Source organism: Neisseria weaveri (genome assembly GCF_900638685.1).
Taxonomy (GTDB): Bacteria; Pseudomonadota; Gammaproteobacteria; order Burkholderiales; family Neisseriaceae; genus Neisseria; species Neisseria weaveri.
Genome location: NZ_LR134533.1, coordinates 1,786,106 through 1,811,583 on the forward strand (window position 1 = coordinate 1,786,106; position 25,478 = coordinate 1,811,583).

Genomic DNA, 25,478 nt, shown 5'->3' on the forward strand with positions numbered 1-25,478 from the left:
ATTGTGTCTTCTGCCTGTAATTTAGAATACTTGACTGTGTACTTAGGCGTGTCAGAGCATAAGTATTCAGTTATTTTGTTGAAAAAAAATGCATTTGTAAAGTTTTCAACCTGAAATTTTCATTTGTTTAAGATAGGTGTGGTATATATTTTCGAAGTTGATTTTTGGGTGTTGCCGATTTGATAATCGGCCGGATAGTTATTATACTTCTCTGCCTGTCGGCACAATTGCCTCGTAGTTATTATTTAATTGATTGAATAGAAAAATATGTCTGATGTGAAACATGTCTGCTCCTTTTGCGGGAAATCGGAGCATGAAGTAAACAATTTAATAGAAGGCGGTGATCATGCCTTTATCTGCAATGAGTGTGTGGAAACATGCAGGCTGATGTTGGAGAGTCAAACGGACGAGTCTGAAGAGGTTGCAGATGCTGAAACCGGCGAGCCTAAGAAACTGCCTACACCTGCCGAAATCGTAGAAAATCTGAATGATCATGTAATCGGTCAGGAGTTGGCCAAAAAAGCATTGGCTGTGGCTGTATATAATCATTATAAGCGTTTGAGCCATCCTAAGAGTGCGGGCAAGGTTGAGTTGTCTAAGAGCAATATTCTCTTAATTGGTCCGACCGGGTCGGGTAAAACCTTGTTGGCGCAGTCGTTGGCGCGCAAATTGGACGTGCCTTTTGTGATGGCAGATGCGACTACGCTGACGGAAGCCGGTTATGTCGGAGAGGATGTCGAGCAGATTATTACCAAACTTTTGGGTAAATGCGACTTTGATGTTGAAAAAGCGCAGCGCGGTATTGTTTATATCGACGAAATCGATAAGATCTCCCGTAAAAGCGACAATCCTTCTATTACCCGAGATGTATCCGGAGAGGGTGTCCAGCAGGCCTTGTTGAAATTGATTGAAGGAACAGTTGCAAGTGTACCGCCGCAAGGTGGCCGAAAACATCCTAACCAAGAGTTTATCAATGTAGATACGACAAACATTCTCTTTATTTGTGGCGGTGCATTTGCGGGCTTGGAAAAAGTCATCCGTCAGCGTACTGAAAAAGGCGGCATCGGCTTTGGAGCGGTAGTCAGCAGTAAAGATGAAAATATCAATATATCGGAATTGTTTGAATCTGTTGAACCGGAAGATTTGATTAAGTTCGGTTTGATTCCGGAATTAATCGGACGTCTGCCCGTGATTGCAACATTGGCAGAGTTGGATGAAGCGGCATTGGTTAATATTCTGACCGAGCCTAAAAATGCTTTGGTGAAACAATATCAGGTTTTGTTTGACATGGAAGGTGTCGAACTGGAAGTGGAGCCTGAAGCGTTGAGCTGTATAGCCAAACTGGCGATGGAACGTAAAACAGGTGCGCGCGGCTTGCGTTCTATTGTCGAGCGAAGCTTGCTGGATACTATGTACCGCTTGCCTGACTTAAAGGATATTAAGAAAGTCGTATTGACGGAAGGTGCTGTGAAGAACGGTCAGCAGCCTAAGTTATTGTTGGAAGACGGAACAGAATGGAAAAAAGAAGAAGGAAGTAAATCTTCTTCTAAAACCAGACGTAAAAAATCAACTGCATGAGTCCAAGACGGCCTGAAGTTAGGCCGTCTGAAAATTAAGGCCGTCTGAAAATTTAAGGCCGTCTGAAAATTTAAGGCCGTCTGAAAAAACCGTATCCATTTATGGATACGGTTTTTTTTCTCGCCTATGGCCGGGATTTTATTTAGCTTGTTCGGCAGCCAGTTTTTCCTGACGATAGGCTTCAGCTGCCTCTCTGTCTCGTTTGGTTGTCTGGCGCATCATGTAGTAATTGATTGCAATTACCAGTGTACCTACGATAGCAATCATGATGGTGGCCAAAACGTTCATCTGAGGATCCAAACCCAGTTTGATTTTGGAGAAAATCACTTGAGGCAAGGTGGAAGAGCCCGGGCCGGATAAGAACGAAGTGATTACCAAATCGTCTAGAGACAAGGTAATACCCAATAAGAAGCCTGAGGCGATAGCCGGGGCAATTAAGGGCAGGGTAATCACAAAGAAGATTTTCAGCGGACGGGCACCTAAGTCCATTGCTGCTTCTTCCAAAGATTGGTCAAGTTCTACCAAGCGGGAACGGATAACTACGGTAATGTAGGCCATGCACAAAGTCGTATGCCCCAAGAAAATTGTGAAGAATCCTCGGTCGAAATACAGCCAGCTTAGCAACTCGCTGCTTTGCAGGAACATTTGTACCTGAATAATCAGCAGCAGCATCGATAAGCCGGTAATTACGTCGGGCATGACCATAGGAGCCGATACCATGCCTGCAAACAGGGTGCTGCCCCGGAAGCGTTTAATGCGCGCTAAGGCGTAGCCGGCTAAAGTCCCCAATACAACGGCGGCCAGGGAGGAAACGACGGCAATGCGCAAGGATAGCCATGCGGCTTCCAGAATCGTGTCGTTTTCGATCAATGCGCTATACCATTTGGTTGAAAAACCACCCCATACCGTTACCAGTTTGGATTCGTTGAATGAAAAAATGACCAATACGATTAGCGGAATGTATAGGAATGCCAAACCTAAAAACAACATAAGTTTGAGAAACCAAGATAATTGATTGGTTTTCATTATTTGGCTCCTTCTATTTCACGGTTTTCGTAATGATGGAACAAGGTAATCGGGATAACCAGCAAAATTACCATAACCACAGCCAACGCAGAGGCCAGCGGCCAGTTGTTCTGGTCAAAGAACGCCATCCACAAAGTTTTACCGATCATAAGGTTTTCCGAACCGCCAACCAAATCAGGAATTACAAATTCTCCGACTGCCGGTACGAATACCAGCATCGAGCCTGCGATAATGCCGGTTTTGGATAAGGGGAGCGTTATGGTTAAAAACGATTTGATCGGGCCTGCGCCTAAATCGGAAGCGGCTTCCAACAGACGATGGTCCAATTTGATTAGCTGTGTGTATAACGGCAAAATCATAAAAGGCAGATAGGCGTAAACCATCACCAGTTGTAATGAGAAACTATTGTAAAACATGTCCAAAGGCTGGTTGATGATGCCGTATTCCATCAATAAGTTGTTGATAATGCCGTTTTGACTCAATAAACCCATCCAGGCATAAACGCGCAGCAGGAAAGAAGTCCAGAATGGCAGCATAATGGCCAACAGCAAACCGTTTCTGTAAGCAGGGTTGGCTCTTGAAATTGCATAGGCCATAGGATAGCCGATTAATAGGCAGATAACGGTAGTCATAAATGCGGTTTTTACTGATGACCAGTAGGTACGCAAATAGATGCTGCTGTCGCCGTCTGCCGGAATCAAATGCAGCATTTGGCCTAATGTATGCCAGAAATTGTAGAAAATATCCTGATAGTTTTGATAAAACAGATGCAGGGTTTCTTTGCCGGTTTCGGGATCGGTCACAAATAATGGCGAATAAGGCGGAATGGCGATTTCTTGCTCCGCAAAACTGATTTTCAAAACAATGGCAAAGGGTACCAAGAAGAAAATCAGTAACCATAGGTAAGGAATGCCGATAACGAATTTACGCCCGGGGCGCATGCGTCGTTTAATGTTAATGGACATCATGCATGCTCCTTAATATGTTAACGGGGTGGGTTGGTTCTCGGGCCAATCCAGATATACTTCGTCCCCCCATGTCGGCGGAGTGATATTGCGGACATACCAATAGGGAGCAGGAACTTGGCTTTTGATAATCCGGCCGTTTTCCATTTGCACGTGATAGATGGCAAAGCTGCCCAAATAGGCAATATCTTTGATTACGCCTTTGGCCCAGTTGTGAGTGTCGCGGTGAGCCGGTTTTTCTTTATGCAGGTCGATATCTTCGGGGCGGATGCTGACCCAAATAGTTTGTCCGGCATCGGCTTCAAAGGCTTGGTCGGTATAAACAGGCGCAGGCAGTTCCGGACATTCGATCAAGGCATGTTCGTTATCTTTCTTCAATACTTTGCCTTCGAAAATATTGGTTTCGCCGATAAATTCTGCAGTAAAGCGGCTGTTCGGGAAATCGTATACGTCGCTTGGAGAACCGACCTGTTTCAGTTGGCCGTCTGACATAATGGCTACACGAGTTGCCATAGTCATGGCTTCTTCTTGGTCGTGCGTTACCATGATGCAGGTTACGCCGACTTGTTCCAGCGTGTTTACGAGTTCAAGCTGGGTTTGTTGGCGTAATTTTTTATCGAGTGCCCCTAAAGGTTCGTCAAGCAACAAGATTTTCGGGCGTTTGGCCAAGCTGCGTGCCAAAGCGACACGCTGTTGTTGGCCGCCTGAAAGTTGGTGCGGTTTGCGTTTGGCAAATTTGCTCATTTGCACCAAACGCAGCATTTCTTCTACGCGGGCGGCAATTTCGTCTTTCGGCATTTTGTCTTGTTTCAGACCGAAGGCGATGTTTTGCTCCACCGTCATATGCGGGAATAAAGCGTAGCTTTGGAACATCATGTTGATGGGACGGTCGTATGGAGCAAGTTGGGTAATGTCTTGACCATCCAAAATAATTTTGCCTGAGTTTGGCGTTTCCATGCCTGCAAGCATACGCAGCAGGGTGGACTTGCCACTGCCTGAGCTGCCCAAAAGAGCAAAAATTTCATGTTTTTCAATATTTAAGTCGATGTGGTCGACAGCGTAATTGTCACCAAACTTTTTTACCAGACCTTGAATTTGTAGGTAGGGCTGGTTAGCAGACGCAGTGGTTGCGTTCATAATGGCAATACTCCAATGGATAACGAGTACCGGCAAAACGGATTTTCGTGGGGTGATAAAAAGCTGTTTGATTGCTTAAAGAGCGCACGGGCAGCATGAGGTAGTAGCGTTTCAAGAGCGGTGTAAATGCCGCCCTTGAAAAACTTATAATTATATTAGGCTATGCCTTTCATGGGCAATATAAATTTGCCTCATGCAGGATGTGAACAAGTAGGGGTGGGTTAAGAATGTATTTGCAACCGTACGGGCAGGATGCCGCGAAGTGCGTTGCACAGAATGATTTCATCTGCTTTTTCCAGGTCTGATGCCGTAATCAGGGCTTCGCTTACCTGTTTGCTGTGCAGATATTTCTCCGGTTGGTTTAAGAGATTCTGTCTCATGATGCCGTTGAGAATATCCAAGTGCAGAGGAGGGGTGAGCCATTGGTCTTTCAAACGTATGAATACGTTGCTTCTTCCGCCTTCGAGCAGGTGGCCGTCTGAATTAAAAAACAGGCTGTCGAATGCTTGGTATTTTTCTGCATCTTGCCAGCCGCGGTCATAGATTTTTCTATGTGTGGTTTTAAAGCGACGGAGAAAGTCATGTTTGGGTAAAACATCGGTCGCAAGGAGAACGGTATTGCGGGCCGGTAATGCTGTTAGGCGGCTGTGGGAGAGAGAGAGGCCGTCTGAAAATGAAAGGGTTGCTTTTATCCGATAAGTTTGTGTATCGGGCAGGTCGTGGATATATCGTTGAATCTGCTGTTCATAATCTTCGTGCCACATCATATTCAATGTTAGTGCTGAAATTTTCAGACGGCCTATGTGGTTATTGAGAAATTCACATCGGCGATCGAAGACTTTCATGGTTTCAAATAGACTAAATTCCGGAGATAAGTTGTTGAGAAAACGAGATTTCCATTGGCATTCGGTATATTCTTCCTCTGGTATGCTGTCTGCAACAATACCGGAACCTACGCCGTAAATGCCTTGATATGTTTGGCCGTCTGAACATGGGGTAGAGGGTTCGCTAGGTTTGAGCTGCAGGGTGCGGATAACGACATTTAAGGTGCCGTAGAATCCCAAACCGCTGTTACAAGGAGCCAAATAGCCGATGCTGCCGGTATATAGACGGCGTGCTTCTTTCTCGATATTTTGAATGATCTGCATACTCATGCGCTTAGGAGCGCCTGTAATCGAACCGCAAGGGAAGGCGGCGCGGAAAATGTCGGCAATGCTGGTGTCTGGTCGGGCCTGGGCATGTATGGCGGTAGTCATTTGCCATACGCTGCCGAATCGGTTGACTTTGAAAGGTTCTGGAACACGCACTTGACCGGTTTCGGCGATTTTCCCTAAGTCATTGCGCAAGAGATCGACAATCATAATGTTTTCCGCGCGGTTTTTAGGATCTTGTTGTAATAAGGTTGCGCGTTGTTCATCTTTGCCGTCGTTTAGAACAGGTGCGGTTCCTTTCATCGGTTCGGTTGTAATCAGGCCGTCTGAATTTATTCGTAGAAACAGTTCGGGGGAAAAGCATAAAGTCCATGTGGGGTGGCCTTCATGGTTCGGAAGATGTGCCAATGCACCATATGGAACGGGTTGGCGTAACCGTGTGTACAGTTTTATGGGGTTGCCGTAGCTTTCCGTATACAGTCTGGTGGTGTAGTTGATTTGATAAGTGTCCCCCCTGCCGATAGCATCTTGGATTTGTTTGACGGCATTAAGATATTCCTGTTTGTCGGTATTGTTGGCAGGTGTGGTAATGCCTGCAGGCTGTTCGGGAGCATATTGTGCGCTTAACCACTCTAGTGGGGATACCGGAGTGCAATTTTTAAACCAGTGTACGGATAGATAGCCCGGTATGTCGGTCTTTAAGTTGACCAAAGGCATGCTGAATTCATAATCACTGAAAATAATGGAATGCAAACCCTCATGCCAGCCTTGGGTTAAATGCTCATCAAGTTCATTAAGCTGCTCGGCGGTGAAAAAACGGCTTCTGATGTGTTGTTGGTAAAGCCGGGCAGTATTTTGAGCAGCATCGTCGAGAAGTATGAAGTAGGGCATGATGGATAGGGTTTGAAAAAAGCATCATTATAGCGGAGAAATCTGTCGATAGAGTTTAAATAGGAGATTGTTGCGGTATGGGTAAATTTTTAATTTAATTTCCTAAAAATCAGAATTACGTTTTGTTTATGCTGTTTATTTATGTAATAAAGGGTTAAAATACACGCATAGAATTACAGGTTATTCAATACGTCAATAAACTGAATATTAAGGAGATTATTATGACAGACCACCAACTGAAACCTTTTGAGCAAGTTCAATTGGGTGATAAAGACAATGAGTTGGGTGTTTTTGAAAAAGCCGTTTTGGAGCATAAAGGACGTGTAAGCTCTGAAGATTCAACTTCTGCGCCACTGCCGGAAAGCTATCCTTACCGTACCCGAATGAGCCGTCGAGTATACGAAAAAGAGAAGAAAAAGCTGCAAATTGAGTTGTTGAAAGTTCAAAGCTGGGTGAAAGATTCTGGCCAAAGAATCGTGTGCCTGTTTGAGGGACGAGATGCGGCAGGTAAGGGTGGTACTATTAAGCGTTTCATGGAGCATTTGAATCCGCGCGGTGCCCGAGTGGTTGCTTTGGAAAAACCGACTGAAACAGAAAAAGGACAATGGTATTTCCAACGTTATATTCAAAACCTGCCTACTGCCGGTGAAATGGTATTTTTTGACCGTTCTTGGTATAACCGTGCCGGTGTAGAGCGTGTTATGGGGTTCTGTGAGCCGCATGAGTATTTATTGTTTATGCGCCAAACCCCTGAATTTGAACGTATGTTGGTATCAAGCGGTATCCATTTGTTTAAATTTTGGTTTTCTGTTAGTCGTGAAGAGCAGTTGCGCCGCTTTATTTCACGTCGCGATGATCCGTTGAAACATTGGAAATTGTCTCCTGTGGATATTCAATCTTTGGATCGCTGGGACGATTATACCGAAGCTAAAAATGCGATGTTCTTCCATACCCATACGGGAGATGCGCCTTGGACAATCATTAAATCGGATGACAAAAAACGTGCCCGTTTGAACTGTATCCGTGCATTCTTACATGCTTTGGATTATCCTGGCAAAGATGTTAAAGCCATTGGTGAATTGGATCCTTTATTGGTAAAAGTACCGGACACCAAATTTTTAGACAATAATTTTGATGTTATTGCCGATTAATTTGGTTTGAAAATAACAAGGCCGTCTGAATTTTCAGACGGCCTTAAGTTTGGGTAGTTGTCTAAATCAACAATAAATTTTTTGGTATGGGTTGAGTTGTAGTTATTGCTTATTGAGACATTTGCCATACCTATAGGCTTGTGTAGGGAAATAAAAATACCCACTGCATATGTAGCATGCAGTGGGTATGAAGTATAGGGAAAAATTAACCTTTACGAGAAGGCAGTTTTTCTTTAATACGTGCAGCTTTACCGGTCAAGCCACGCAAGTAGTACAGTTTGGCACGGCGAACATCACCGCGACGTTTAACTTCAATTTTCTCTACGTTTGGAGAATACAATTGGAAAGTACGTTCTACGCCTTCACCGCTAGAAATTTTACGCACGATGAAGTTGCTGTTCAAACCACGGTTGCGACGGGCAATAACAACACCTTCGTAAGCTTGCAGACGGCTGCGGTTACCTTCAACCACACGTACAGATACAACTACGGTATCACCGGGAGCAAAAGACGGGATGTCTTTGTTCAAACGGGCGATTTCTTCTTGCTCTAATTGTTGAATCAGATTCATTTTTTTTCCTAAATTATAATTGGATTGTCCGTTGCTCTTGTTCCTTTCGGATTTTTTCCAAGAGGCGGATTTCCTGTGGGAGTAATGCGCGGCCTTCTAATAAATCCGGTCTGCGCTCTAAAGTGCGGCGTAGCGATTGTTCTAACCGCCATTCCGCTATCAGGGCATGGTTGCCGGAGCGTAAAATTTCCGGTACGGACATGCCTTGAAATTCAATCGGTCTTGTGTAATGAGGGCAATCCAGCAAACCGTTTGCAAAGGAATCTTGTTCTGCGGATTGCATATCGCCAAGTATACCGGGAATTAATCTTAATACTGCGTCCATCAACAGCATGGCAGGTAGTTCGCCTCCGGACACGACGAAATCACCAATGCTGATTTCTTCGTCGACACTTGTTTGTAAAATGCGTTCGTCAATTCCTTCATAGCGTCCGCATAGCAAGATCAAATTGTCTAATTTTGATAATTCAACTGCTTTTTGGTGATTGAATACTTGTCCTTGCGGGCTGAGGTAAATAACTTTGCTGTTACCTGTTTTTTGTTGTGAGCGCGCTGTTTGGATGGCTGCATTTAATGGTGCTGCCATCATGATCATACCGGGACCGCCTCCGAAAGGGCGGTCATCAATATACCCTAATTTGTTATCGGCAAATTGCCTGGGGTTAATGCTTTTGAATTGCCAGAGCTTTTGTTTATTGGCTCTACCGGTTACGCCATGCTCGGTAATGCTGCTGAACATTTCGGGGAAGAGGGTGATGGCCTGGATTAGCATCAGTAATCTAAACCCCATTCAACAGTAATAATTTTATTGCTTGTATCCACGTTCAATATATATTGGGATACAAAGGGAATGAGTTTTTGGCCATATTCGCCGTTGATAACCAATACGTCGTGAGCGCCGGTTTCCATCAGGTTGTTGACGATACCTAGATCAACGTCGTCTTGATTTTTAACGGTCATGCCGACCAAGTCTGCCCAGTAATATTCGCCTTCGTCTGCGGGTATGAAATCTTCTCGGGCGATTTCGATTGTATAGCCGCGGAGTGCAAAAGCCGTATCCCTATCGTCAATGCCTTCAAGTTTTACCTGAAGCTCGCCGCTGACCACTTTTCCTGCTTCTATTGTAACGGTTCGTATTTTACCGTCTTTTTGTAAGCGCCACTCTGGGTAGTCCAGGAGGCTGTCGGTGTATTCTGTTCCGGCTGCTATTTTCAGCCAACCTTTGATGCCGAATACGCCTTTAATGTAGCCCATGGCTACCCATTTTTGAGTGTCGGTCATAGCGGGGATTAAGCTGCTACTTTTTGTTCTTTAACCAGTTTGGCAACGGCGTCGCTCAATTGTGCGCCTTGGGCAACCCAGTGGTTCAAACGGTCGGCGTTCAGGCGTACGCGTTCTTGTTTTTCGTTGGCTACGGGGTTGTAGAAACCTACGCGCTCAATGAAACGACCGTCACGACGGTTGCGTGAATCTGCAACTACTACGTTGTAGAAAGGGCGGTGTTTTGAGCCGCTGCGGGCTAAACGGATAACTACCATGTTTATTCCTTTGTGAAAATCGGATATATAGAAAACCGCTAATTTTAGGGCAATTTATGATTTAAATGCAAGTATTTGTTTTTTGAATTTGGTTTTGCTGTTGTTTGTTTGGGGGAAAAGCCGGCGCTCTGCCTGATATAGTTGGTTATCGACTTCCGATGGGGTAAGGGTAAACCCTGTTTTTTGCATAAATTTCACCATTGCGGTATTGGATTGCAGAATGTCGGCTGTCATTTGTCGGTATCCTTGTTGTTTGGCGCGCTCAAGAATGGTGTCCATTAGGGGTTTGGCCAAACCTTTTCCTTGCATGTGGTCTGCAATACAGATGGCAAATTCACATGTGTTCGGATCGTGGTTTACTGAGCTGAAATGGCTGATGCCGAGTAGTTCTCCGCTTGAGTTAAATGCACCGAATGCGCCTTCGTAAGTAGGATTGAAGTTGCTGATGGCGGCTAAGGCTGATGGGCTGAGTTCTTTAATGTGGGCCATGAATCGGTTGTAGCGGCTTTCGTCTGATAGGTTGCGGATCAGTTTTTGAATATGAAAAGCATCTTCCGGATGTATGCTGCGTATGGTGACGAGGCCGTCTGAATTTTCAGACGGCATAAAGATGTTTTGTTGCGGATACACGGCAGCTAAGGGTGAGGTGGAGTTGTTTTCCTGCAACAAAATTTCTGTAGTTTGCAATCCGTTGCCTGAACTGTGGAATTCTGCATATTGAAGCGTGGGGAGATTGAGGGCGCAGGTATTGAGACTGTATAGCAGTTGGCATATTTCTTTGGTCTGTAGTTTGGTGTGGAAGGTGTTTTTTATGTTTTCTGCATGAATGGTACTAAATGGTGCGATATAGGTTTTTTGGGTGTGGTGATTGGAACAATGTAGTAAAAAGCCGTAGTCGGAATGGTATGTATAGCGGAACCGGATAGAGTGGTTTTCACTGGGATGTTCCGAATATTCGGGCAAATGTAGTGATTTGATTAGTTTGGAAATATTTTGCTGATCGGATTCAGCGGTTTGTATGTCGGGCGTTTTAAGGTTGCACGGCCAAGGTTTGGCGATAATTGGCTGTTTTTTCGCAATGATTTTATTGTGTGCGACGATGGTATTTATGGCTTCGCTTGTATGCTGGAAATGTAATAGGCCGTCTGAAAATCCGTGACTAAACAGTATGGGTTTGGTTGTTGATTGTTGCAGGGTGTGCAGCATGTTGCTGATTTCTGAGTGGTATTCTGATTTTACCGGAGCAAGGGCGATGAGAACGGCATCTGTTTGGTTTTGGTTTAATGCTGATTCGGCTTGAGTGCGGTAAAGCAGAGCCGGAGTGTTGACGCTGTTGGTAGTCGTTGCATTGTGGTTTAGGTGAATGCCGCATTGTTCGGCAGCAGTATGCAGCCAGCCGTAGGGTTGGTTGGTGATTAATTTGACATTTTTGATCTTGCTTGAGAGTCGGATATTCAATGCACGAATGTATAAAGTTAAGGTTTCTGGATTAGGTGCAAACAAGCAGCCGCTGCGTTTGGCTAGTGCCCGGACTGTGGTGTACTCGTCTGTTGTGTGGCAGTTTGGCGCATATAGAACGACGGTCTTGTTTTTTGATGCACGATGGAGTTTGTTGAAAAAGGTTTGTAGTTCGGTATGGGGATTAAATTCGATAATCAGCTTGCGGCAACTGTCGTAATAATGCAGATGCTCTACGATTTTCGTGTAATTTTCGCCATTGATTTGCGGTTGCATGCTGACATGGGCCGACAGGCCAATGTTGAATGCGTTGAGTATGCTTAAGATGGTGTGGCTGCTGGCAGGATCCATGCTGACGACGGAGAAATCTCCGTATCGGTTTGCGGTTAAAGGAGTATGGTTTAAATTGACACGGTGCTGGGTTAGATTGATCCCGGCAAGTGTGCAGGCAAAAATGTTGGTTTCGGTTTTCTCGAATTTTTTTACGGTTTGTTGTGTTTCTTGGATCAGTTGTGCTTCGTTTTCCTGATTCCAATCTTGAATCAGGATGATGTTTTGAATGTCTTTTTTGATGCAAGCTTTGATAACGGTGTCGTAAGTATCGGGTGGCGTGAGAACGACGGCTAAGTCGGCATTGTCGGGAATGCGCTGTATTTGGTGGTAGCTTTTAATACCGGCAACGGTTTTATGGCGTAGGTTGACCGGGGTCAGTTTGCCGGAAAACGGGGCTTGAATAAGGGTGGAGAGAAAGCGTTCACCTAAGCTGTTTGGCCGTTCGCTGGCGCCAACCAAAATAATGTGCTTGGGGTTGAAGAGTGATGCAAGTGAATGTGTGCTCATGGTTCTTCCTTGGGCTGCGCATTGTGTTGCCATAGCGGGCTTTTTATATATGAGAGATTATCTTAATACAAATTAGCGGCGGATGCTGCGGTTATTGTTTGGTTGCTATAAGGGTAAAAAGTTTTAGGTATGTGCTGCCTTTTTTGCTGGATTAGGAAAAGGCCGGTGGTATCATCGGGTTTTGAGTAATTTTTGCGAAGGTGTAGGGAATGCAGAAAGTAACAGTGATTGCTGCCGTGGCTAAAAACGGGTGTATAGGAATTAATAACGATATGCCTTGGCATATTCCTGAAGATTTTGCTTTTTTTAAGCAGTATACGATGGAGAAACCTGTCATTATGGGGAGAAAAACGTGGGAATCTTTGCCGAAAAAACCGTTGCCGGGTAGAAGAAATATCGTGATCAGTCGCGATGCCGATTATTCTGCTCAAGGAGCGGAAGTGGTTACCGATATTCAGACGGCCTTGGGATTATGCAAAGATGAAGTTGAAGTAATGATTATGGGTGGTGCGCAGATATATCAAGAAACAATAACAATAGCGACAGATTTACGTATCACAAAAGTGGATTCGGCGGTTGAGGGGGATGCGTTTTTTCCTGAGATTGACTCTGATATTTGGGAGGTAATTTCATGTGAGAAAGGCATAAGCAGTAAAAATGGAACGGGTTATGCTTTCGTGCATTATGTTAGGAAATAATTTTCCGAGAATTATAGGGAATGTGATGGCCGTCTGATTTTGAGAGTAATGTAAAACAGCCGATATCGTTAATGATATCGGCTGTTTTATCGGGAAAATTAATCAACCAAGTTGACAGTGCCGCGCATCAAGCCGATGTGGCCCGGGAATGAGCAGAAAAACTCATATTTGTTACCGGCTGAGAATTTGCTGGTATCTACGGTAACGGTAGTTTCTTCGCCACCACCGATCATTTGAGTGTGGGCAATAATGCGCTCATCACCGGCTTTGATGAAACCGGCGTCAGGACCGGCAGAGGAGCCGTCTTTTAATACAGGGTCTACATCTTCAGATTTGGCAATCACAATATTATGACCCATGGCAGCTTTCGGTAATTTACCTACATGTTTCAAGGTTAAGGTAAATTCTTTACAAGCTTTGCTGATGTTGATTTCCGAAGTATCGAATTTCATTGCGTCGTCAGAGTTGACTACTGCCGAGCAAGAAGCTTCTGCGGCAGCAGCTTCAGGAGCTGCCTCGGCAGTTGTTTCAGCAGCCGGTGCAGCAGGAGCGGAAGCCTCTGCTGTGGCAGGTGCTGCAGGTTCGGCAGCAGCCGGTGTTTCTTGTTGTTGCGAGCAGGCAGCTAAGCTTAAAGCGGCTGCGGAAATCAAAGCCAAATATGCGTTCATAATGGGTTTCCTATGGTTTTAAAGTTTCAGTTTCATTCATACGGCATTTTTAGGTACCGTTTCTTAAAATAAAATTTAAATTATAGGTTTAAGTATGCGGTTATGTTTTTATATAAACTTTGATTTATATCAAATAAAAAGCGGCTAATTGAAAATCATTTCTATTTTTTATATTTGTCGACCAGCTTATTCAAGGCGTTTGCCAATTGAGGATGGTGTGATAATCGGGAAGCGGTTTCATGTAGGCCGTCAAGTGTTTCTCCGCTGAGTTGAAGTGTATTTGCACGCGGTTTGGGTGGTGTGGCCGGCATCACTTTAATACGGACCGATTGTATGTTGGAACAGATAGTCTGTATTTTCGGCAGCATACTGGGAATAAGCATACGCAGTCGTGAGCAGGCCATACCGTTATTGGCGACAATAACCAGACAGTCTTCATCGATACAGGCAACGCGGCAGTGCGCATGGAGATTGGGCGGTATCACGGTTTTGACTTGGGCGTCCAGTTTGCGCCATATTTTTACCTGTTGCAGAAGTAGGGTGAGGCCGTGGTCTTTTTGGCTAAGATGTTCTAAATTCATGGCCGATGCCTTTGCTGTATTGAAATTTGAAGGAATCACCTCCATTTCAGACGGCATTCTGAACTTAGCCGCATTGCTTGTGTTAAAATTCAAGCTTTATTGCCTATTTTATTTTTCAGGCGCAGGAAAAACTCATGCTTACTAATTTAGCCAAAAAAATCTTTGGCAGCCGTAACGACCGTCTGCTTAAACAATACCGTAAAACTGTTGTAAAAATCAATGCGCTCGAAGCAGGAATGCAGGCGCTGAGCGATGAAGAATTAAAAGCAAAAACGCCAGAATTCAAGCAACGTCTTGCAGACGGAGCGACTTTAGACGACATTTTGGCCGAAGCATTTGCAGTGTGCCGTGAGGCTTCCCGCCGCGTTTTGAACATGCGCCATTTCGACGTTCAGCTGATCGGCGGTATGGTTTTGCATAACGGTAAAATTGCTGAAATGCGTACCGGCGAAGGTAAAACTTTGGTGGCGACACTAGCGGTTTATCTGAATGCTTTGAGCGGTAAAGGTGTGCATGTGGTCACCGTCAACGATTATTTGGCTGCGCGCGACGCCGGTATTATGGAACCGTTGTACAACTTCTTGGGCTTGAGCGTCGGTGTGATTGTCAGCGACATGCAGCCGTTTTACCGCCAAACGGCTTACAATGCCGATATTACTTATGGTACGAACAATGAGTTCGGCTTTGATTACCTGCGCGATAACATGGTTACCGACCAATACGACAAGGTGCAGCGCGATTTGGCTTTTGCCGTTGTCGACGAGGTTGACTCCATTCTGATTGATGAAGCGCGTACGCCCTTGATTATTTCCGGTCAGGCTGATGACAATGTTCAGCTTTATCAGATTATGAACAGTGTGCCGGCAAGCTTGGTGCGTCAGGAAAAAGAAGACGGTGAAGGCGATTATTGGGTGGACGAAAAAGCCCATACGGTTTTATTAAGCGATGCCGGCCACCAGCATGCCGAAGAAATTTTGGTCAAAATGGGATTGCTGCAGGAAAACGATTCCCTGTATTCGGCAGGCAATATCGCGCTGATGCACCATTTGATGGCTGCTTTGCGTGCACACAGTTTGTTCCACAAAGACCAACATTATGTGATTCAAGACGGTGAAGTGGTTATCGTTGATGAATTTACCGGCCGTTTGATGGCGGGGCGCCGTTGGTCGGAAGGTCTGCACCAGGCGGTTGAGGCGAAAGAAGGTGTGGAAATCAAGCGCGAGAACCAAACACTGGCTTCGATTACTTTCCAAAACTATTTCCGCCTGTATGAAAAGCTTTCCGGTATGACCGGTACAGCCGATACGGAAGCGTTTGAATTCCAAAGCATTTACGGTTTGGAAACGGTGATTATTCCGACCAACCGTCCGATGCAGCGCAAAGATTATAACGACCAGATTTTCCGCACGGCTGAAGAAAAATACGAGGCTGTGGTTGCCGATATTCAAAAATGTCATGAGGCAGGGCAGCCCGTATTGGTAGGTACGACCAGTATCGAAAATTCCGAGTTGGTGTCCCGTTTATTGAATCAGGCGGGCTTGCCGCATAATGTGTTGAACGCGAAAGAGCATGAGCGTGAAGCGCTGATTGTGGCTCAAGCCGGTAAACCGGGCATGATTACCGTGGCAACCAATATGGCCGGTCGGGGTACCGATATCGTATTGGGCGGTAACGTCAAACATCAGGCGGCTGCGATTCGTGCGGACGAGTCCTTGAGCGAAGAAGAGAAAGATGCACGCATAGCCGAATTGGAAAATAATTGGCAGGAAGAACACGATAAGGTTATGGCAGCGGGCGGTTTGCACATTATCGGCACCGAGCGTCATGAAAGCCGCCGCATCGACAACCAGCTGCGTGGCCGTGCGGGCCGTCAGGGCGACCCGGGTTCCAGCCGCTTCTATTTGTCTTTTGAAGATCCGCTATTGCGTCTGTTTGCTTTGGATCGTGCTGCTGCGATTTTGAACCGCTTGGCACCCGAGCGCGGTGTGGCCATCGAACACGGTTTGTTGACCCGTCAGATTGAAGGGGCGCAACGCAAAGTAGAAGGCCGAAACTTCGATATGCGTAAGCAGGTGTTGGAGTATGATGATGTGGCCAACGACCAACGCCGCGTGATTTATTATCACCGTAACGAAATTCTGACCAACAGCGATGTAGGCGAGCTGGCCAAATCGATTCGTGAAGAAGTATTGAGCGATTTGGTGGATATGTATATGCCGCAAGACAGCTTGGAAGAGGAGTGGGATATTCCTGCTTTGGAAACCCAGTTGGCATCCGAATTCAGGGTATCTGCCGACATTCGAGGTTGGCTGAAAGCGGACAATACGCTGGATAATTTGGATATTAAAGAGCGTTTGCTGAAGCAGGTTGAAACCGAATATGCAGAAAAATGCGAATTGGTTGGCCGCCAAACCATGAGTGGTTTTGAGCGCAATGTCATGCTTCAGGTTATTGATAATAACTGGCGTGAGCATTTAGCGTCGATGGACTACTTGCGCCAAGGCATTCACTTGCGCAGTTATGCACAGAAAAATCCGAAACAGGAATACAAGCGCGAAGCATTTAATATGTTTGAAGGCTTGTGGAGTGCAATCAAACAGAATATCGCTTCTTTGCTGGTGTCGGTTCAGGTTGAGCGTAATGAAAATATTGCGGCGGAAACCGAGCCTAAACCTTTGGTTGATGTTCAGGAAACCCATTCAGGTGCACCGGCGATGGAAGATGTGTTGGGTGAGTCGCGTGTTGATTTGGCAACCGAGGCGTTTGATCCGAACGGTAATGATTACAGCCCGGAGGCTTTGGCCAAGAGCGGTAAGGTAGTTCACCGCAATGATCCTTGTCCGTGCGGCAGCGGTTTGAAATACAAGCAGTGCCACGGCAAATTGAAATAATCGAAATCAGCCCTGTTGTAATAACAGGGCTTTTTTTCAGACGGCCTTTTGTAGTTGGGGGAGAGGCCGAGACCTTTGCAAAACCCCACGCCAACAAACAGCCGGAACATTCTTCATCATGTTCCGGCTGTTTTTGCGTAAAAAGTAGACAAGCTACCCCTAAAGTCCCCTTAAAGTGCCTCATTATGAGGCACTGCCTGCCTGTTCAGGCAGCAACAGACACACCTATCCTGTTGGCCGCCTTCAACAGGTTCACACACATCGCCTTCAGGTGGCTTTGCGCCCTCACTTTGCCCAACCTGAAATAGGCTGCCCGTCCATAGCGGAATTTGCGGTGCAACGTACCAAAGCTTTGTTCCGCCACATAGCGCACTTTCGCCAGCCGGCCGTTGCGGATTTTCTGCTCTTGACTTAACGGGCAGCCACGGTGTGCTTTTTGCATGATGCCGTCTTTCAAGCCGCACGCTGCCAAATGTTGTCGGTTCTCCTGGCTGTCGTAGCCTTTATCCGCATAGACGGTGCTGCCTTCTGCGATGTCCGCCAGTAATGGCAGCAGGTGTTTGCACTCATGAGCATTGGCCGGGGTGATGTGCAGTTTCTCGATATAGCCGTCCGCATCGGTGCGGGTGTGTTGTTTGTAGCCCGGATGGAAGCGGCCGTCTTTTTTGATCCAACGGGCATCTTTGTCTTTACTCGGTGTAGTTTGGCTGCTGACCCGCCCTTCGTCATCCACTTCGATGGCCTGACGCTGTTTGCCGCCGGCCGTCTGAATAATGGTGGCGTCAACGATGGCGGCGGATGCTTTCTCTACTTTTAAGCCCTGGTCAGTCAGTTGGCGGTTAATCAGATCCAGCAGTCCGGCCAGGGTGTTGTCTTGAGCCAGCCAGTTGCGGAAACGGCAGAGGGTGCTGTGGTCGGGAATGCGGAAGTCGTCGAAGCGGCAGAAGAGTTGGAAATCGATACGGGTGATGAGGCTGTATTCGAGTTCGGGGTCGGAGAGGCTGTGCCATTGGCCGAGCAGGACGGCTTTGAACATGGAGAGCAAAGGATAGGCGGGACGGCCGCCGTTGTCGCGCACGTAGCGGGTTTTGCGGCCGGCGAGGTATTGTTCGATGGGTGCCGGTCAAGAATACGGTCGAGTTTGATGAGTGGGAAGCGGTCGAGATGTTTTTCGATATGGTTGAGGGCATCGGTGTGCAAAAAGCTGCTCATGAACAAAATCCTCTAAATTCCCGGAGTTTGATGTGAGTGGGAATTTAGAGGATTTTTGAGGGTTTTGCAAAGGTCTCAGGCCGTCTGAAAATTTCAATATCGGATAATGGCTTGGTACGTTCGATGTCGGAGTGCCGGTCAGCTTAAACTGCTTTATCTGTTTAAAGCAGTTTGCATTTTCAGTTTGCATTCGGAATGAAATAAGGGATAAAAAAAGCAGCCGGTGATTAAAAAGGCCGTCTGAAATTTCAGACGGCCTTTGCTTATCGGTTAAACGGTATTAAGGGTGATTGACCTTATTTAAAGCGTTTGGCTTTGTATTGTGGATTCATCAGATTGGCAGGAGACAGAATATCGTCCAATTCTTCCGCACTGAGCAAGCCTTTTTCTAAAACGACTTCGCGGACGCTCTTGCCGGTTTGCGCGCAGATTTTGCCGACCATGTCGCCGTTGTGGTGTCCGATGAACGGGTTCAGGTAGGTAACCAAACCGATGGAATTGAAAACATATTGCTCACATACATGGCGGTTGGCAGTAATGCCGTCGATACATTTGTCTTGCAGGTTGATGCAGGCATTGCCGAGCAGGGAGATACTTTCAAACAGGGCTTGGCCGATAACCGGTTCCATCACGTTGAGCTGAAGTTGTCCGGCTTCGGCGGCAAAGGTGATGGTGGTGTCATTGCCGATGATCTTGAAGCAGACTTGGTTGACCACTTCGGGAATCACGGGGTTTACTTTGGCCGGCATAATCGATGAACCGGCCTGCATTTCGGGCAGGTTGATTTCGTTCAAACCGGCGCGCGGCCCGGAAGACAGCAGACGCAAGTCGTTGCAGATTTTGGAAAGTTTCACGGCAGTACGCTTTAATGCGCCGTGAAGCATGACATAAGTGCCGCAGTCGGAAGTGGCTTCAATCAGGTTGGGAGCCAGTCTGCAGTTTAAACCGCTGATTTCGGACAGTTTGGCTACGGCCAAAGGTGCATAGCCTTCGGGCGTATTGACGCCTGTGCCGATGGCAGTTGCGCCCAAGTTGATTTTCAGCAACATTTGGGCGGTTCGGTGCAGATTGTTGATTTCTTCATCCATCAATACGGCATAAGCGGAAAACTCTTGGCCGAGTGTCATCGGTACGGCATCTTGCAGCTGAGTGCGGCCCATTTTCAGAATGTCGGCAAATTCTTCTGCTTTTTGTTCGAACGATTTTTTCAGACGGCCTATTTTTTCCAAAGTGGCGGCAAGGCTGTTGTATACCGCCAATCTGAAGCCGGTCGGGTAGGCGTCGTTGGTGGATTGGCTGGCATTGACGTGATCCATCGGGTTGATGATGTCGTAGCGGCCTTTTTCGTGTCCGAGCAACTCTAAAGCCAGATTGGCGATGACTTCGTTGGTATTCATATTCACCGAAGTCCCAGCGCCGCCTTGATACACGTCGGAAGGGAATTGGTCGAGACAGCGGTTGTTGAGCAGCACTTCGTCGCAGGCCGCTTCGATGGCGCGGGCGATTTCGGCAGGAATCACCCCAAGTTCGCCGTTGGTGCGGGCGGTGGCCTTCTTAACCATCACCATGCCGCGTACAAATTCGGGAATATCGGAAATGGTTTGCTGCGAAATATTAAAGTTTTCCACGGCACGCAAGGTGTGGATGCCCCAATAGGCATCAGCCGGAATCTCGCGTTCGCCGAGTAAGTCGTGTTCGATACGGGTATTCATCGTTTCTCCAAACAATTTCAGGATTGAAAATTCGGAAAGTATTATAGTTCAGCCATTTTTTGCTTTGCAATGGCATTAAATGGTGAGAATTTTTTATATTTGTTGTTTTATTAGAAAAATTTTCAGCATTTTATTTCAATGTATAAATTCTTACGCTTTTTTGTAATTTAAATACTCGATTGGCGGATAATCGGGTGTGATTGCTTGGAATATTTTTCTGTCATGGGGGAAGAGGAAATATAATTTCATAAAAAATCCGGCAAAACAGAAATAAAAATGCCGAAAGCTTGCGGAGAATCAAATCAAAAAAGCTTGTGGCAAACGTGTATAATCGCTTTTTTATCATCAGGCCGTCTGAAAGATTGACAACCATGCAAGACCAAACCGACGAACCGATGCGCCTTTCCAAACGCATGGCACAACTGGGTTTATGTTCCCGCCGCGAAGCCGACAGCTATATCGAACAAGGCTGGGTAAAGGTAAACGGGCAAACCGCCGTGCTAGGCCAGAAAGTGCTGGTTTCCGACCGTATCGACCTGAATAAACAGGCACATGAAAAACAGGCGCAGCGGGTAACGATACTTTTGAACAAGCCGGTGGGTTATGTGAGCGCGCAGGCTGAAAAAGGCTACAAATCGGCTGCCGAACTGATTACGCCCGAAAACCGTTGGGAAGGCGATACCAGCCGCATTGAGTTCAGCGAAAAACACCGCTTCGGACTGGCACCGGCAGGGCGCTTGGATATCGATTCGGTGGGCTTGCTGGTATTGACGCAAGACGGCCGTATTGCCAAACAGCTCATTGGCGAGAACAGCGGCAGCGAAAAAGAATATCTCGTGCGCGTCAAAGGCAAATTGGGTGATGAAGGTTTGCGTCTGTTGAACCACGGTTTGAGTTTGGACGGCGAAAAACTCCGCCCTGCCAAAGTGGAATGGCAAAACGAAGACCAACTGCGCTTTGTTCTGAAACAAGGCAAGAAGCGGCAAATCCGACGTATGTGCGAATTGGTCGGCTTGCGTGTTGTCGGGCTGAAGCGTATCCGTATGGGGAAAGTGAAGCTCGGCAGACTGCCGCCGGGGAAATGGCGTTATTTGGGCGCGGATGAACAGTTTTAAGATGATTTGAGGCTGTCTGAAAATTTCAGACGGCCTCTTGCTATTTGTCTGTATCGGTATAGTTGCGATATGCTGTTTGGGCGTGGTTGGTTTTATGTGATTGTGTTGTTTAAAGACAGAATAAGGAGAAAAAGGTGGGGCAAACCGAAAAATTATTGGCGCTTTTGGGTTGCGATATTCCGTTTATCCAAGCACCGATGGCAGGGGTTCAGGACAGCGGGCTGGCGTTGGCGGCCTGCCGTGCCGGCGCGTTGGGTTCTTTGCCGGCTGCCATCCTGGATACGGCGCGTTTGCGGCAGGAAATCGAAAAGCTGCGCATGCAAACCGATAAGCCGTTTAACGTAAATTTTTTCGCCCATACGCCGCCAACGGTAACGGAGGTACAGAAAAAAGCCTGGTTTGAAGCTTTGTTGCCTTTTTACCGCGAGTTGGGATTGGATGAAAAAGATGTGTTGAATGGCAACGGCAGGCAGCCGTTCGGCTTGGAACAGGTGGAAATGGTAGAAGAATACCGTCTGCCGATTGTAAGCTTCCATTTCGGCCTGCCTGCGCCTGAATTGCTGGGAAGGGTTAAGCGCAGCGGGGCGGTGGTTATGTCGAGTGCAACAACGGTGGAAGAGGCGCGCTGGTTGGAAGCGAACGGCGCCGACGTGGTGATTGCCCAAGGTTTGGAAGCGGGCGGACACAGGGGTATGTTTTTAAGCAGTGATCTGACACGGCAAATGGGGACGTTTAGTCTGTTGCCGCAGATTTGCCGGGCGGTGTCGGTGCCGGTGGTGGCGGCAGGGGGAATTGCCGATGCGCAAACCGTGGCTGCGGCTCGGGTTTTGGGTGCGGCGGCAGTTCAGGTCGGCACGGCTTTGATGTTGGCGGATGAAGCACAAACTTCGGCTATGCACCGTGCCGCTTTGCAAAGCTCGAGAGCCGGACATACGGTGTTGACCAATTTGTTCAGCGGCGGCTATGCACGGGGAATCGTCAACCGTTTTATCGAAGAAGCCGGCCCGATTCATCCTGCCGCCTTGCCGTTTCCGCTGGCTGCAAATGTTTCCTTGCCCTTGAAAACGGCTGCCGAAGCACTAGGTTTAGACAGTTTTTCTTCTTTGTGGGCGGGGCAGAATGCTTTATTGGCGGAAAGTGGCTGTGCTGAAGCGATTATCGGGCGTTTGATGGCGGGTTGGGGATATTAACCGGCATGATATTTTATCCCAAGCCGCTGTTTATCGGATTGTGAGTGAGATGTGGATAAGTTGTCTTATCTATTGAAATAATGCAGTAATTTTATTTTGATTAAAAAATAGTCAAGGCCGTCTGAAGATTATATTGGATTTTCAGACGGCCTGATGATTGTTGATAACGGGTTTGGGCGGTTTATCCTGAGACAGTGTGTGCCGGATTGTGCAGTATGTGTGGATAAGCGGGCTTGTGTTCTGATTTATCGAATAAATTTTTCTTTGTCTTGGGCATGATTAAAAAAATCATCAGCCTCGGTGCGGATGGGTTTTGAAATCAGTCATGAGCCGGTAGGGAAAGCAATCAGCCAAACAATACACGCATCATCGAGATAAGATTGTGGGCGTTTTGTGGATAAACGGATTTTGTTTTTGAAATAACAAGGAAAATTTTTCTTGATGAAAAAATAGGCGGTCCGGCGGTTTATTCACGGCAGATGTTTATCCCGATGTGTATCAGTTGTGTATAAGTGGGTTAAGTTGATGTTTTATTTATTAAGAAAAGTTTTGCTTAAATAATGGGCAGACTGTTTGAAAGGTCTGTGGGGAATTCGGTTATAATTTCAGACGGCCTTTCTGATAACCGCAACCGTATAAAAGGAACAATTATGCACACCTTGTCTGCCGAAATGCGCCGCAAAGCGGCTGAAGCGCGCTTGAAAGCCGGCCGCCGTTGGGCAACGGGTCTGCTGTTGGCGGCGGTGGTTTTGTTTGTGTGGTCTTCACTGTATGTCGGTGCGTATCCGTGGCTGGGGTATGTGAAGGCGTTTGCCGAAGCGGCAATGGTGGGGGCGTTGGCGGATTGGTTTGCGGTAACGGCGCTGTTCCGCCATCCTTTGGGGCTGCCGATTCCGCATACGGCGATTATTCCGCGCAACCAGCAGCGTATTGCCGACGAATTGGGGCGTTTTATCGAAAACAATTTTTTGCAGGGCAGGCCGATTGCGCTCAGGGTCTACCGTGCCGCACCCAGCGACAGACTGCTGTTGTGGTTGGCGGACGAAAACATCCGTACCCGTTGGCTGCCATGGGTGGCACGGCAGATGCCGGCTTTGTTAAAAGTGGCCAAGCCGGAACAGGTGGCGCGTTTTTCGGCTTTGATGTTGGTCGAGCAATACACGGGCGACAAAATCGGCAAAACGGTTTCAGACGGCCTCAATCTGCTGAAAGCACACGGTTTGCACGAATCGGTATTGCTTGTGTTGTTGAAACAGGCCAAACGCTGGATGCAGAATCCGGAAACCCGTGCTTTGCTTGAGCAGAACCTGCACGAGTGGGCGGCGAAAATCGAAAGCGATGCACCGAGTGCGTGGGACAAGATCAAAGCGTCTTTGAAAGGCACGTTGGTCGGCAAGGTGGACGGTTGGGTGTCGGAAAAAGCGTTGGCTTGGGCGGAAAGCTACATCGACGATGCGTTGGACAACGAAGCGCATACCATCCGCGTTAATTTCAACAGCCAATACGACCGCATGAGCCGGGCATTGCGCTATTCTCGCGGCTGGCACAGGCGTTTGGAGGCGGGCAAACAGCAGCTGGCCGGGTCTGCCGCTGTCAGGGAAAGCTTGATGCGCGGTTGGCAGAGTGTGCAGGATTGGACGGCTGCCGATGTGGAAAAGTCCGATTCGCTTTGGTTGGCGCAACTGAACCGGCTGCTTGACCATATGTTGTCGCAGGCTTCGGCCTATCCGCAATTTATGCGGCGCATGGATATCCGTATTGCTTGGTTGGTGCGCGATTTCGTGATGCGTTATAAAGACCGCATGGCGGTGTTTGTGGCGGATAAGGTGAAAAGTTGGGACAGCTCGCTGATGGTGGAAAAACTGGAGTTGAGCGTCGGCCGCGATTTGCAGTTTATCCGTATCAACGGCACGCTGGTGGGCGGTTTGGTCGGGTTGTTGATTTATATTGTGTCGCAACACGTGTTTCCGTAACGGAGAGGCCGTCTGAAAAAGTTGTTGCAGACGGCCTGCGGTGTTAAGGTATGGCTGTTAACCGATTGAATAGGGGAGATTTCCATGAAACTGTATATTTATGACCATTGTCCGTTTTGCGTCCGCGCGCGCATGATTTTCGGTTTGCGCGGTATGCCTGTGGAAAAAGTCGTGCTGCAAAACGACGACGAAGCCACACCCATCGGCATGATTGGTGCGAAACAGGTACCGATTCTGCAAAAAGACGACGGCTCTTATATGGGCGAGAGCTTGGATATCGTGCGTTATGTTGACGGTTTGTCGGGTAAGGGGCCGCTGCCGGAAGCCGTCCGTCCCGAGATTCAGGCTTGGTTGGACAGGGTCAATGCGTATGTGAACAAGCTGGTGCAGCCGCGCATGGTATTGCTTGATTTGCCTGAGTTTGAAACGCAGAGTGCGATTGATTATTTTGTCGGTAAGAAAGAAAAAACCATCAACAGTTTTTCCGAAAATATTGCCAAAACCGATGAATATCTCGGCCGCTTGAATGCGGATTTGGCAGACTTGGAACAGTATGTCGCCGGCCCGCAGGCTTTAAACGGCAGCTTGAGCATGGAAGATATTCTGGTGTTTCCGCTGCTGCGTAATCTGACTGTGGTAAAAGGTTTGTCGTATCCGGCCAAAGTGCAGGCTTATGTAGAAGCCGTATCGGCGGCTTCCGATGTGCCGCTGTATTTCGATAAAGCGGTGTAATAAGGGAAAAGTCGGTTTGGTGTTATGCAGCTGCCTTATCCATATCGGAGGCCGTCTGAAAATTCAGACGGCCTCCGTTGTATGGTGAAGGTGTTTTAGATAAATAGGTTTAAATATCAGCATAGAATGTCAGTCATGACAATAAAAGGCCGTCTGAATTTTCAGACGGCCTTTTGGGAATCAAAGAGTGCGGGAAAGCATTATTTGTCTTTGAAATTCTGATTGCGCCATTTTTCCGTTTGTTCGCGGATAAAGTTAAGCTGCTTTTCATAATTTTTGCAGTAGCGGCAGATGAGCAGGTGCAGGCGCAGGGCGATTTTTTCGCGCTTGGTCAGCGGTCGGTCTTGGCTTTCCGAAACCAGGCGGCAGGCATCTTTACATTTCAACATGGCATGTTCTC

At 47.2% G+C, this 25,478-nt stretch carries 21 protein-coding genes and 1 pseudogene; 8 read left to right on the top strand and 14 right to left on the bottom strand.

What is annotated here, in order from left to right:
• Nucleotides 1-267: 267 nt before the first annotated feature.
• Nucleotides 268-1,578 (top strand): ATP-dependent Clp protease ATP-binding subunit ClpX, encoded by a 1,311-nt coding sequence (gene clpX / locus EL309_RS08580; RefSeq protein ID WP_050793691.1) that lies wholly within the window; start codon nt 268-270, stop codon nt 1,576-1,578.
• Between the two features lie 138 nt (nt 1,579-1,716).
• On the opposite strand, the gene EL309_RS08585 is transcribed toward clpX, so the two are convergent.
• The 4 genes from EL309_RS08585 to EL309_RS08600 all read right to left on the bottom strand — a co-directional run bounded on the left by EL309_RS08585 (nt 1,717) and on the right by EL309_RS08600 (nt 6,748).
• Entirely contained in the window at nt 1,717-2,604 is an 888-nt protein-coding gene (locus tag EL309_RS08585) for an ABC transporter permease subunit (protein ID WP_004285251.1), read from the bottom strand.
• Nucleotides 2,604-3,572, bottom strand: a complete 969-nt coding sequence (locus EL309_RS08590; RefSeq protein ID WP_004285250.1) for an ABC transporter permease subunit — start codon at nt 3,570-3,572, stop codon at nt 2,604-2,606. The genes EL309_RS08585 and EL309_RS08590 overlap by 1 nt, the downstream gene beginning before the upstream one ends.
• A 9-nt stretch (nt 3,573-3,581) precedes the next feature.
• Nucleotides 3,582-4,706, bottom strand: a complete 1,125-nt coding sequence (locus EL309_RS08595) for an ABC transporter ATP-binding protein (protein WP_004285249.1) — start codon at nt 4,704-4,706, stop codon at nt 3,582-3,584.
• A 221-nt stretch (nt 4,707-4,927) separates the two neighbouring features.
• Nucleotides 4,928-6,748 carry a bifunctional chorismate-binding protein/class IV aminotransferase gene (locus tag EL309_RS08600; protein ID WP_193777309.1) on the bottom strand — a complete coding sequence of 607 codons (1,821 nt, stop codon included), beginning with the start codon at nt 6,746-6,748 and terminating at the stop codon, nt 4,928-4,930.
• 221 nt (nt 6,749-6,969) lie between these two features.
• Between EL309_RS08600 and ppk2 the strand changes: the two genes are divergently transcribed.
• Nucleotides 6,970-7,899, top strand: coding sequence for a polyphosphate kinase 2 (gene ppk2 / locus EL309_RS08605; RefSeq protein WP_004285245.1), 930 nt, complete (start codon nt 6,970-6,972; stop codon nt 7,897-7,899).
• A 205-nt stretch (nt 7,900-8,104) separates the two neighbouring features.
• On the opposite strand, the gene rplS is transcribed toward ppk2, so the two are convergent.
• The 5 genes from rplS to EL309_RS08630 are packed head-to-tail and all read right to left on the bottom strand — an operon-like array spanning nt 8,105 to nt 12,306.
• Complete coding sequence (gene rplS, locus EL309_RS08610) at nt 8,105-8,470, bottom strand: 50S ribosomal protein L19 (protein WP_004285244.1); 366 nt, start codon at nt 8,468-8,470, stop codon at nt 8,105-8,107.
• 13 nt (nt 8,471-8,483) lie between these two features.
• A complete protein-coding gene (gene trmD / locus EL309_RS08615) occupies nt 8,484-9,242 on the bottom strand; it encodes a tRNA (guanosine(37)-N1)-methyltransferase TrmD (protein WP_004285243.1) in 759 nt (252 codons plus the stop codon).
• Nucleotides 9,242-9,751 (bottom strand): ribosome maturation factor RimM, encoded by a 510-nt coding sequence (rimM, locus tag EL309_RS08620; RefSeq protein WP_004285242.1) that lies wholly within the window; start codon nt 9,749-9,751, stop codon nt 9,242-9,244. Before rimM ends, trmD begins: the two co-directional genes overlap by 1 nt.
• A gap of 8 nt (nt 9,752-9,759) precedes the next feature.
• Nucleotides 9,760-10,008 (bottom strand): 30S ribosomal protein S16, encoded by a 249-nt coding sequence (gene rpsP, locus EL309_RS08625; protein ID WP_004285241.1) that lies wholly within the window; start codon nt 10,006-10,008, stop codon nt 9,760-9,762.
• Nucleotides 10,009-10,062: 54 nt separating this feature from the next.
• The gene (locus EL309_RS08630) at nt 10,063-12,306 is read right to left on the bottom strand and encodes a bifunctional acetate--CoA ligase family protein/GNAT family N-acetyltransferase (RefSeq protein WP_232014415.1); all 2,244 of its coding nucleotides are present in this window, start codon (nt 12,304-12,306) and stop codon (nt 10,063-10,065) included.
• 209 nt (nt 12,307-12,515) lie between these two features.
• On the opposite strand from EL309_RS08630, the gene EL309_RS08635 reads away from it, so the two are divergent.
• A complete protein-coding gene (locus tag EL309_RS08635; protein WP_004285239.1) occupies nt 12,516-13,004 on the top strand; it encodes a dihydrofolate reductase in 489 nt (162 codons plus the stop codon).
• A 98-nt stretch (nt 13,005-13,102) separates the two neighbouring features.
• On the opposite strand, the gene azu is transcribed toward EL309_RS08635, so the two are convergent.
• On the bottom strand, nt 13,103-13,672 hold the full coding sequence (gene azu, locus EL309_RS08640) for an azurin (RefSeq protein WP_004285238.1): 570 nt from the start codon (nt 13,670-13,672) through the stop codon (nt 13,103-13,105).
• Between the two features lie 161 nt (nt 13,673-13,833).
• Nucleotides 13,834-14,253, bottom strand: coding sequence for a DUF721 domain-containing protein (locus tag EL309_RS08645; protein WP_036494310.1), 420 nt, complete (start codon nt 14,251-14,253; stop codon nt 13,834-13,836).
• A 134-nt stretch (nt 14,254-14,387) separates the two neighbouring features.
• Here EL309_RS08645 and secA point away from each other — a divergent pair, with 134 nt between their 5' ends.
• The gene (gene secA, locus EL309_RS08650; protein WP_004285236.1) at nt 14,388-17,144 is read left to right on the top strand and encodes a preprotein translocase subunit SecA; all 2,757 of its coding nucleotides are present in this window, start codon (nt 14,388-14,390) and stop codon (nt 17,142-17,144) included.
• 205 nt (nt 17,145-17,349) lie between these two features.
• Here the strand turns inward: secA and EL309_RS08655 are convergent.
• A pseudogene (locus EL309_RS08655) lies at nt 17,350-18,356 on the bottom strand (IS5 family transposase).
• 296 nt (nt 18,357-18,652) lie between these two features.
• A complete protein-coding gene (aspA, locus tag EL309_RS08660; protein WP_004283730.1) occupies nt 18,653-20,068 on the bottom strand; it encodes an aspartate ammonia-lyase in 1,416 nt (471 codons plus the stop codon).
• A gap of 371 nt (nt 20,069-20,439) precedes the next feature.
• Between aspA and EL309_RS08665 the strand changes: the two genes are divergently transcribed.
• From EL309_RS08665 to grxB, 4 genes are all read left to right on the top strand, one after another.
• Nucleotides 20,440-21,183, top strand: coding sequence for a pseudouridine synthase (locus tag EL309_RS08665; RefSeq protein ID WP_040669746.1), 744 nt, complete (start codon nt 20,440-20,442; stop codon nt 21,181-21,183).
• Nucleotides 21,184-21,317: 134 nt separating this feature from the next.
• Nucleotides 21,318-22,373 (top strand): NAD(P)H-dependent flavin oxidoreductase, encoded by a 1,056-nt coding sequence (locus EL309_RS08670; RefSeq protein ID WP_004283728.1) that lies wholly within the window; start codon nt 21,318-21,320, stop codon nt 22,371-22,373.
• A 650-nt stretch (nt 22,374-23,023) separates the two neighbouring features.
• Nucleotides 23,024-24,346 (top strand): DUF445 domain-containing protein, encoded by a 1,323-nt coding sequence (locus EL309_RS08675; protein ID WP_040669744.1) that lies wholly within the window; start codon nt 23,024-23,026, stop codon nt 24,344-24,346.
• A gap of 84 nt (nt 24,347-24,430) precedes the next feature.
• Nucleotides 24,431-25,078 (top strand): glutaredoxin 2, encoded by a 648-nt coding sequence (gene grxB, locus EL309_RS08680; protein WP_004283726.1) that lies wholly within the window; start codon nt 24,431-24,433, stop codon nt 25,076-25,078.
• Between the two features lie 200 nt (nt 25,079-25,278).
• Here grxB and EL309_RS08685 read toward each other — a convergent pair whose 3' ends face one another.
• Nucleotides 25,279-25,467: a zf-HC2 domain-containing protein gene (locus EL309_RS08685; RefSeq protein ID WP_004283724.1), complete on the bottom strand. Its 189-nt coding sequence runs from the start codon at nt 25,465-25,467 to the stop codon at nt 25,279-25,281.
• Nucleotides 25,468-25,478 lie beyond the last annotated feature (11 nt).

Bases quoted from the DNA above. Each gene is read 5' to 3' on its own strand.
- secA (WP_004285236.1), top strand. From the start codon at position 14,388: ATGCTTACTAATTTAGCCAAAAAAATCTTTGGCAGCCGTAACGACCGT.
- rimM (WP_004285242.1), bottom strand. From the start codon at position 9,751: ATGACCGACACTCAAAAATGGGTAGCCATGGGCTACATTAAAGGCGTA.
- ppk2 (WP_004285245.1), top strand. From the start codon at position 6,970: ATGACAGACCACCAACTGAAACCTTTTGAGCAAGTTCAATTGGGTGAT.
- EL309_RS08600 (WP_193777309.1), bottom strand. From the start codon at position 6,748: ATGCCCTACTTCATACTTCTCGACGATGCTGCTCAAAATACTGCCCGG.
- azu (WP_004285238.1), bottom strand. From the start codon at position 13,672: ATGAACGCATATTTGGCTTTGATTTCCGCAGCCGCTTTAAGCTTAGCT.
- EL309_RS08590 (WP_004285250.1), bottom strand. From the start codon at position 3,572: ATGATGTCCATTAACATTAAACGACGCATGCGCCCCGGGCGTAAATTC.
- EL309_RS08675 (WP_040669744.1), top strand. From the start codon at position 23,024: ATGCACACCTTGTCTGCCGAAATGCGCCGCAAAGCGGCTGAAGCGCGC.
- EL309_RS08630 (WP_232014415.1), bottom strand. From the start codon at position 12,306: ATGAGCACACATTCACTTGCATCACTCTTCAACCCCAAGCACATTATT.
- EL309_RS08595 (WP_004285249.1), bottom strand. From the start codon at position 4,706: ATGAACGCAACCACTGCGTCTGCTAACCAGCCCTACCTACAAATTCAA.
- EL309_RS08665 (WP_040669746.1), top strand. From the start codon at position 20,440: ATGCAAGACCAAACCGACGAACCGATGCGCCTTTCCAAACGCATGGCA.
- EL309_RS08585 (WP_004285251.1), bottom strand. From the start codon at position 2,604: ATGAAAACCAATCAATTATCTTGGTTTCTCAAACTTATGTTGTTTTTA.
- aspA (WP_004283730.1), bottom strand. From the start codon at position 20,068: ATGAATACCCGTATCGAACACGACTTACTCGGCGAACGCGAGATTCCG.
- rplS (WP_004285244.1), bottom strand. From the start codon at position 8,470: ATGAATCTGATTCAACAATTAGAGCAAGAAGAAATCGCCCGTTTGAAC.
- clpX (WP_050793691.1), top strand. From the start codon at position 268: ATGTCTGATGTGAAACATGTCTGCTCCTTTTGCGGGAAATCGGAGCAT.
- EL309_RS08635 (WP_004285239.1), top strand. From the start codon at position 12,516: ATGCAGAAAGTAACAGTGATTGCTGCCGTGGCTAAAAACGGGTGTATA.
- EL309_RS08685 (WP_004283724.1), bottom strand. From the start codon at position 25,467: ATGTTGAAATGTAAAGATGCCTGCCGCCTGGTTTCGGAAAGCCAAGAC.
- EL309_RS08645 (WP_036494310.1), bottom strand. From the start codon at position 14,253: ATGAATTTAGAACATCTTAGCCAAAAAGACCACGGCCTCACCCTACTT.
- grxB (WP_004283726.1), top strand. From the start codon at position 24,431: ATGAAACTGTATATTTATGACCATTGTCCGTTTTGCGTCCGCGCGCGC.
- rpsP (WP_004285241.1), bottom strand. From the start codon at position 10,008: ATGGTAGTTATCCGTTTAGCCCGCAGCGGCTCAAAACACCGCCCTTTC.
- trmD (WP_004285243.1), bottom strand. From the start codon at position 9,242: ATGCTAATCCAGGCCATCACCCTCTTCCCCGAAATGTTCAGCAGCATT.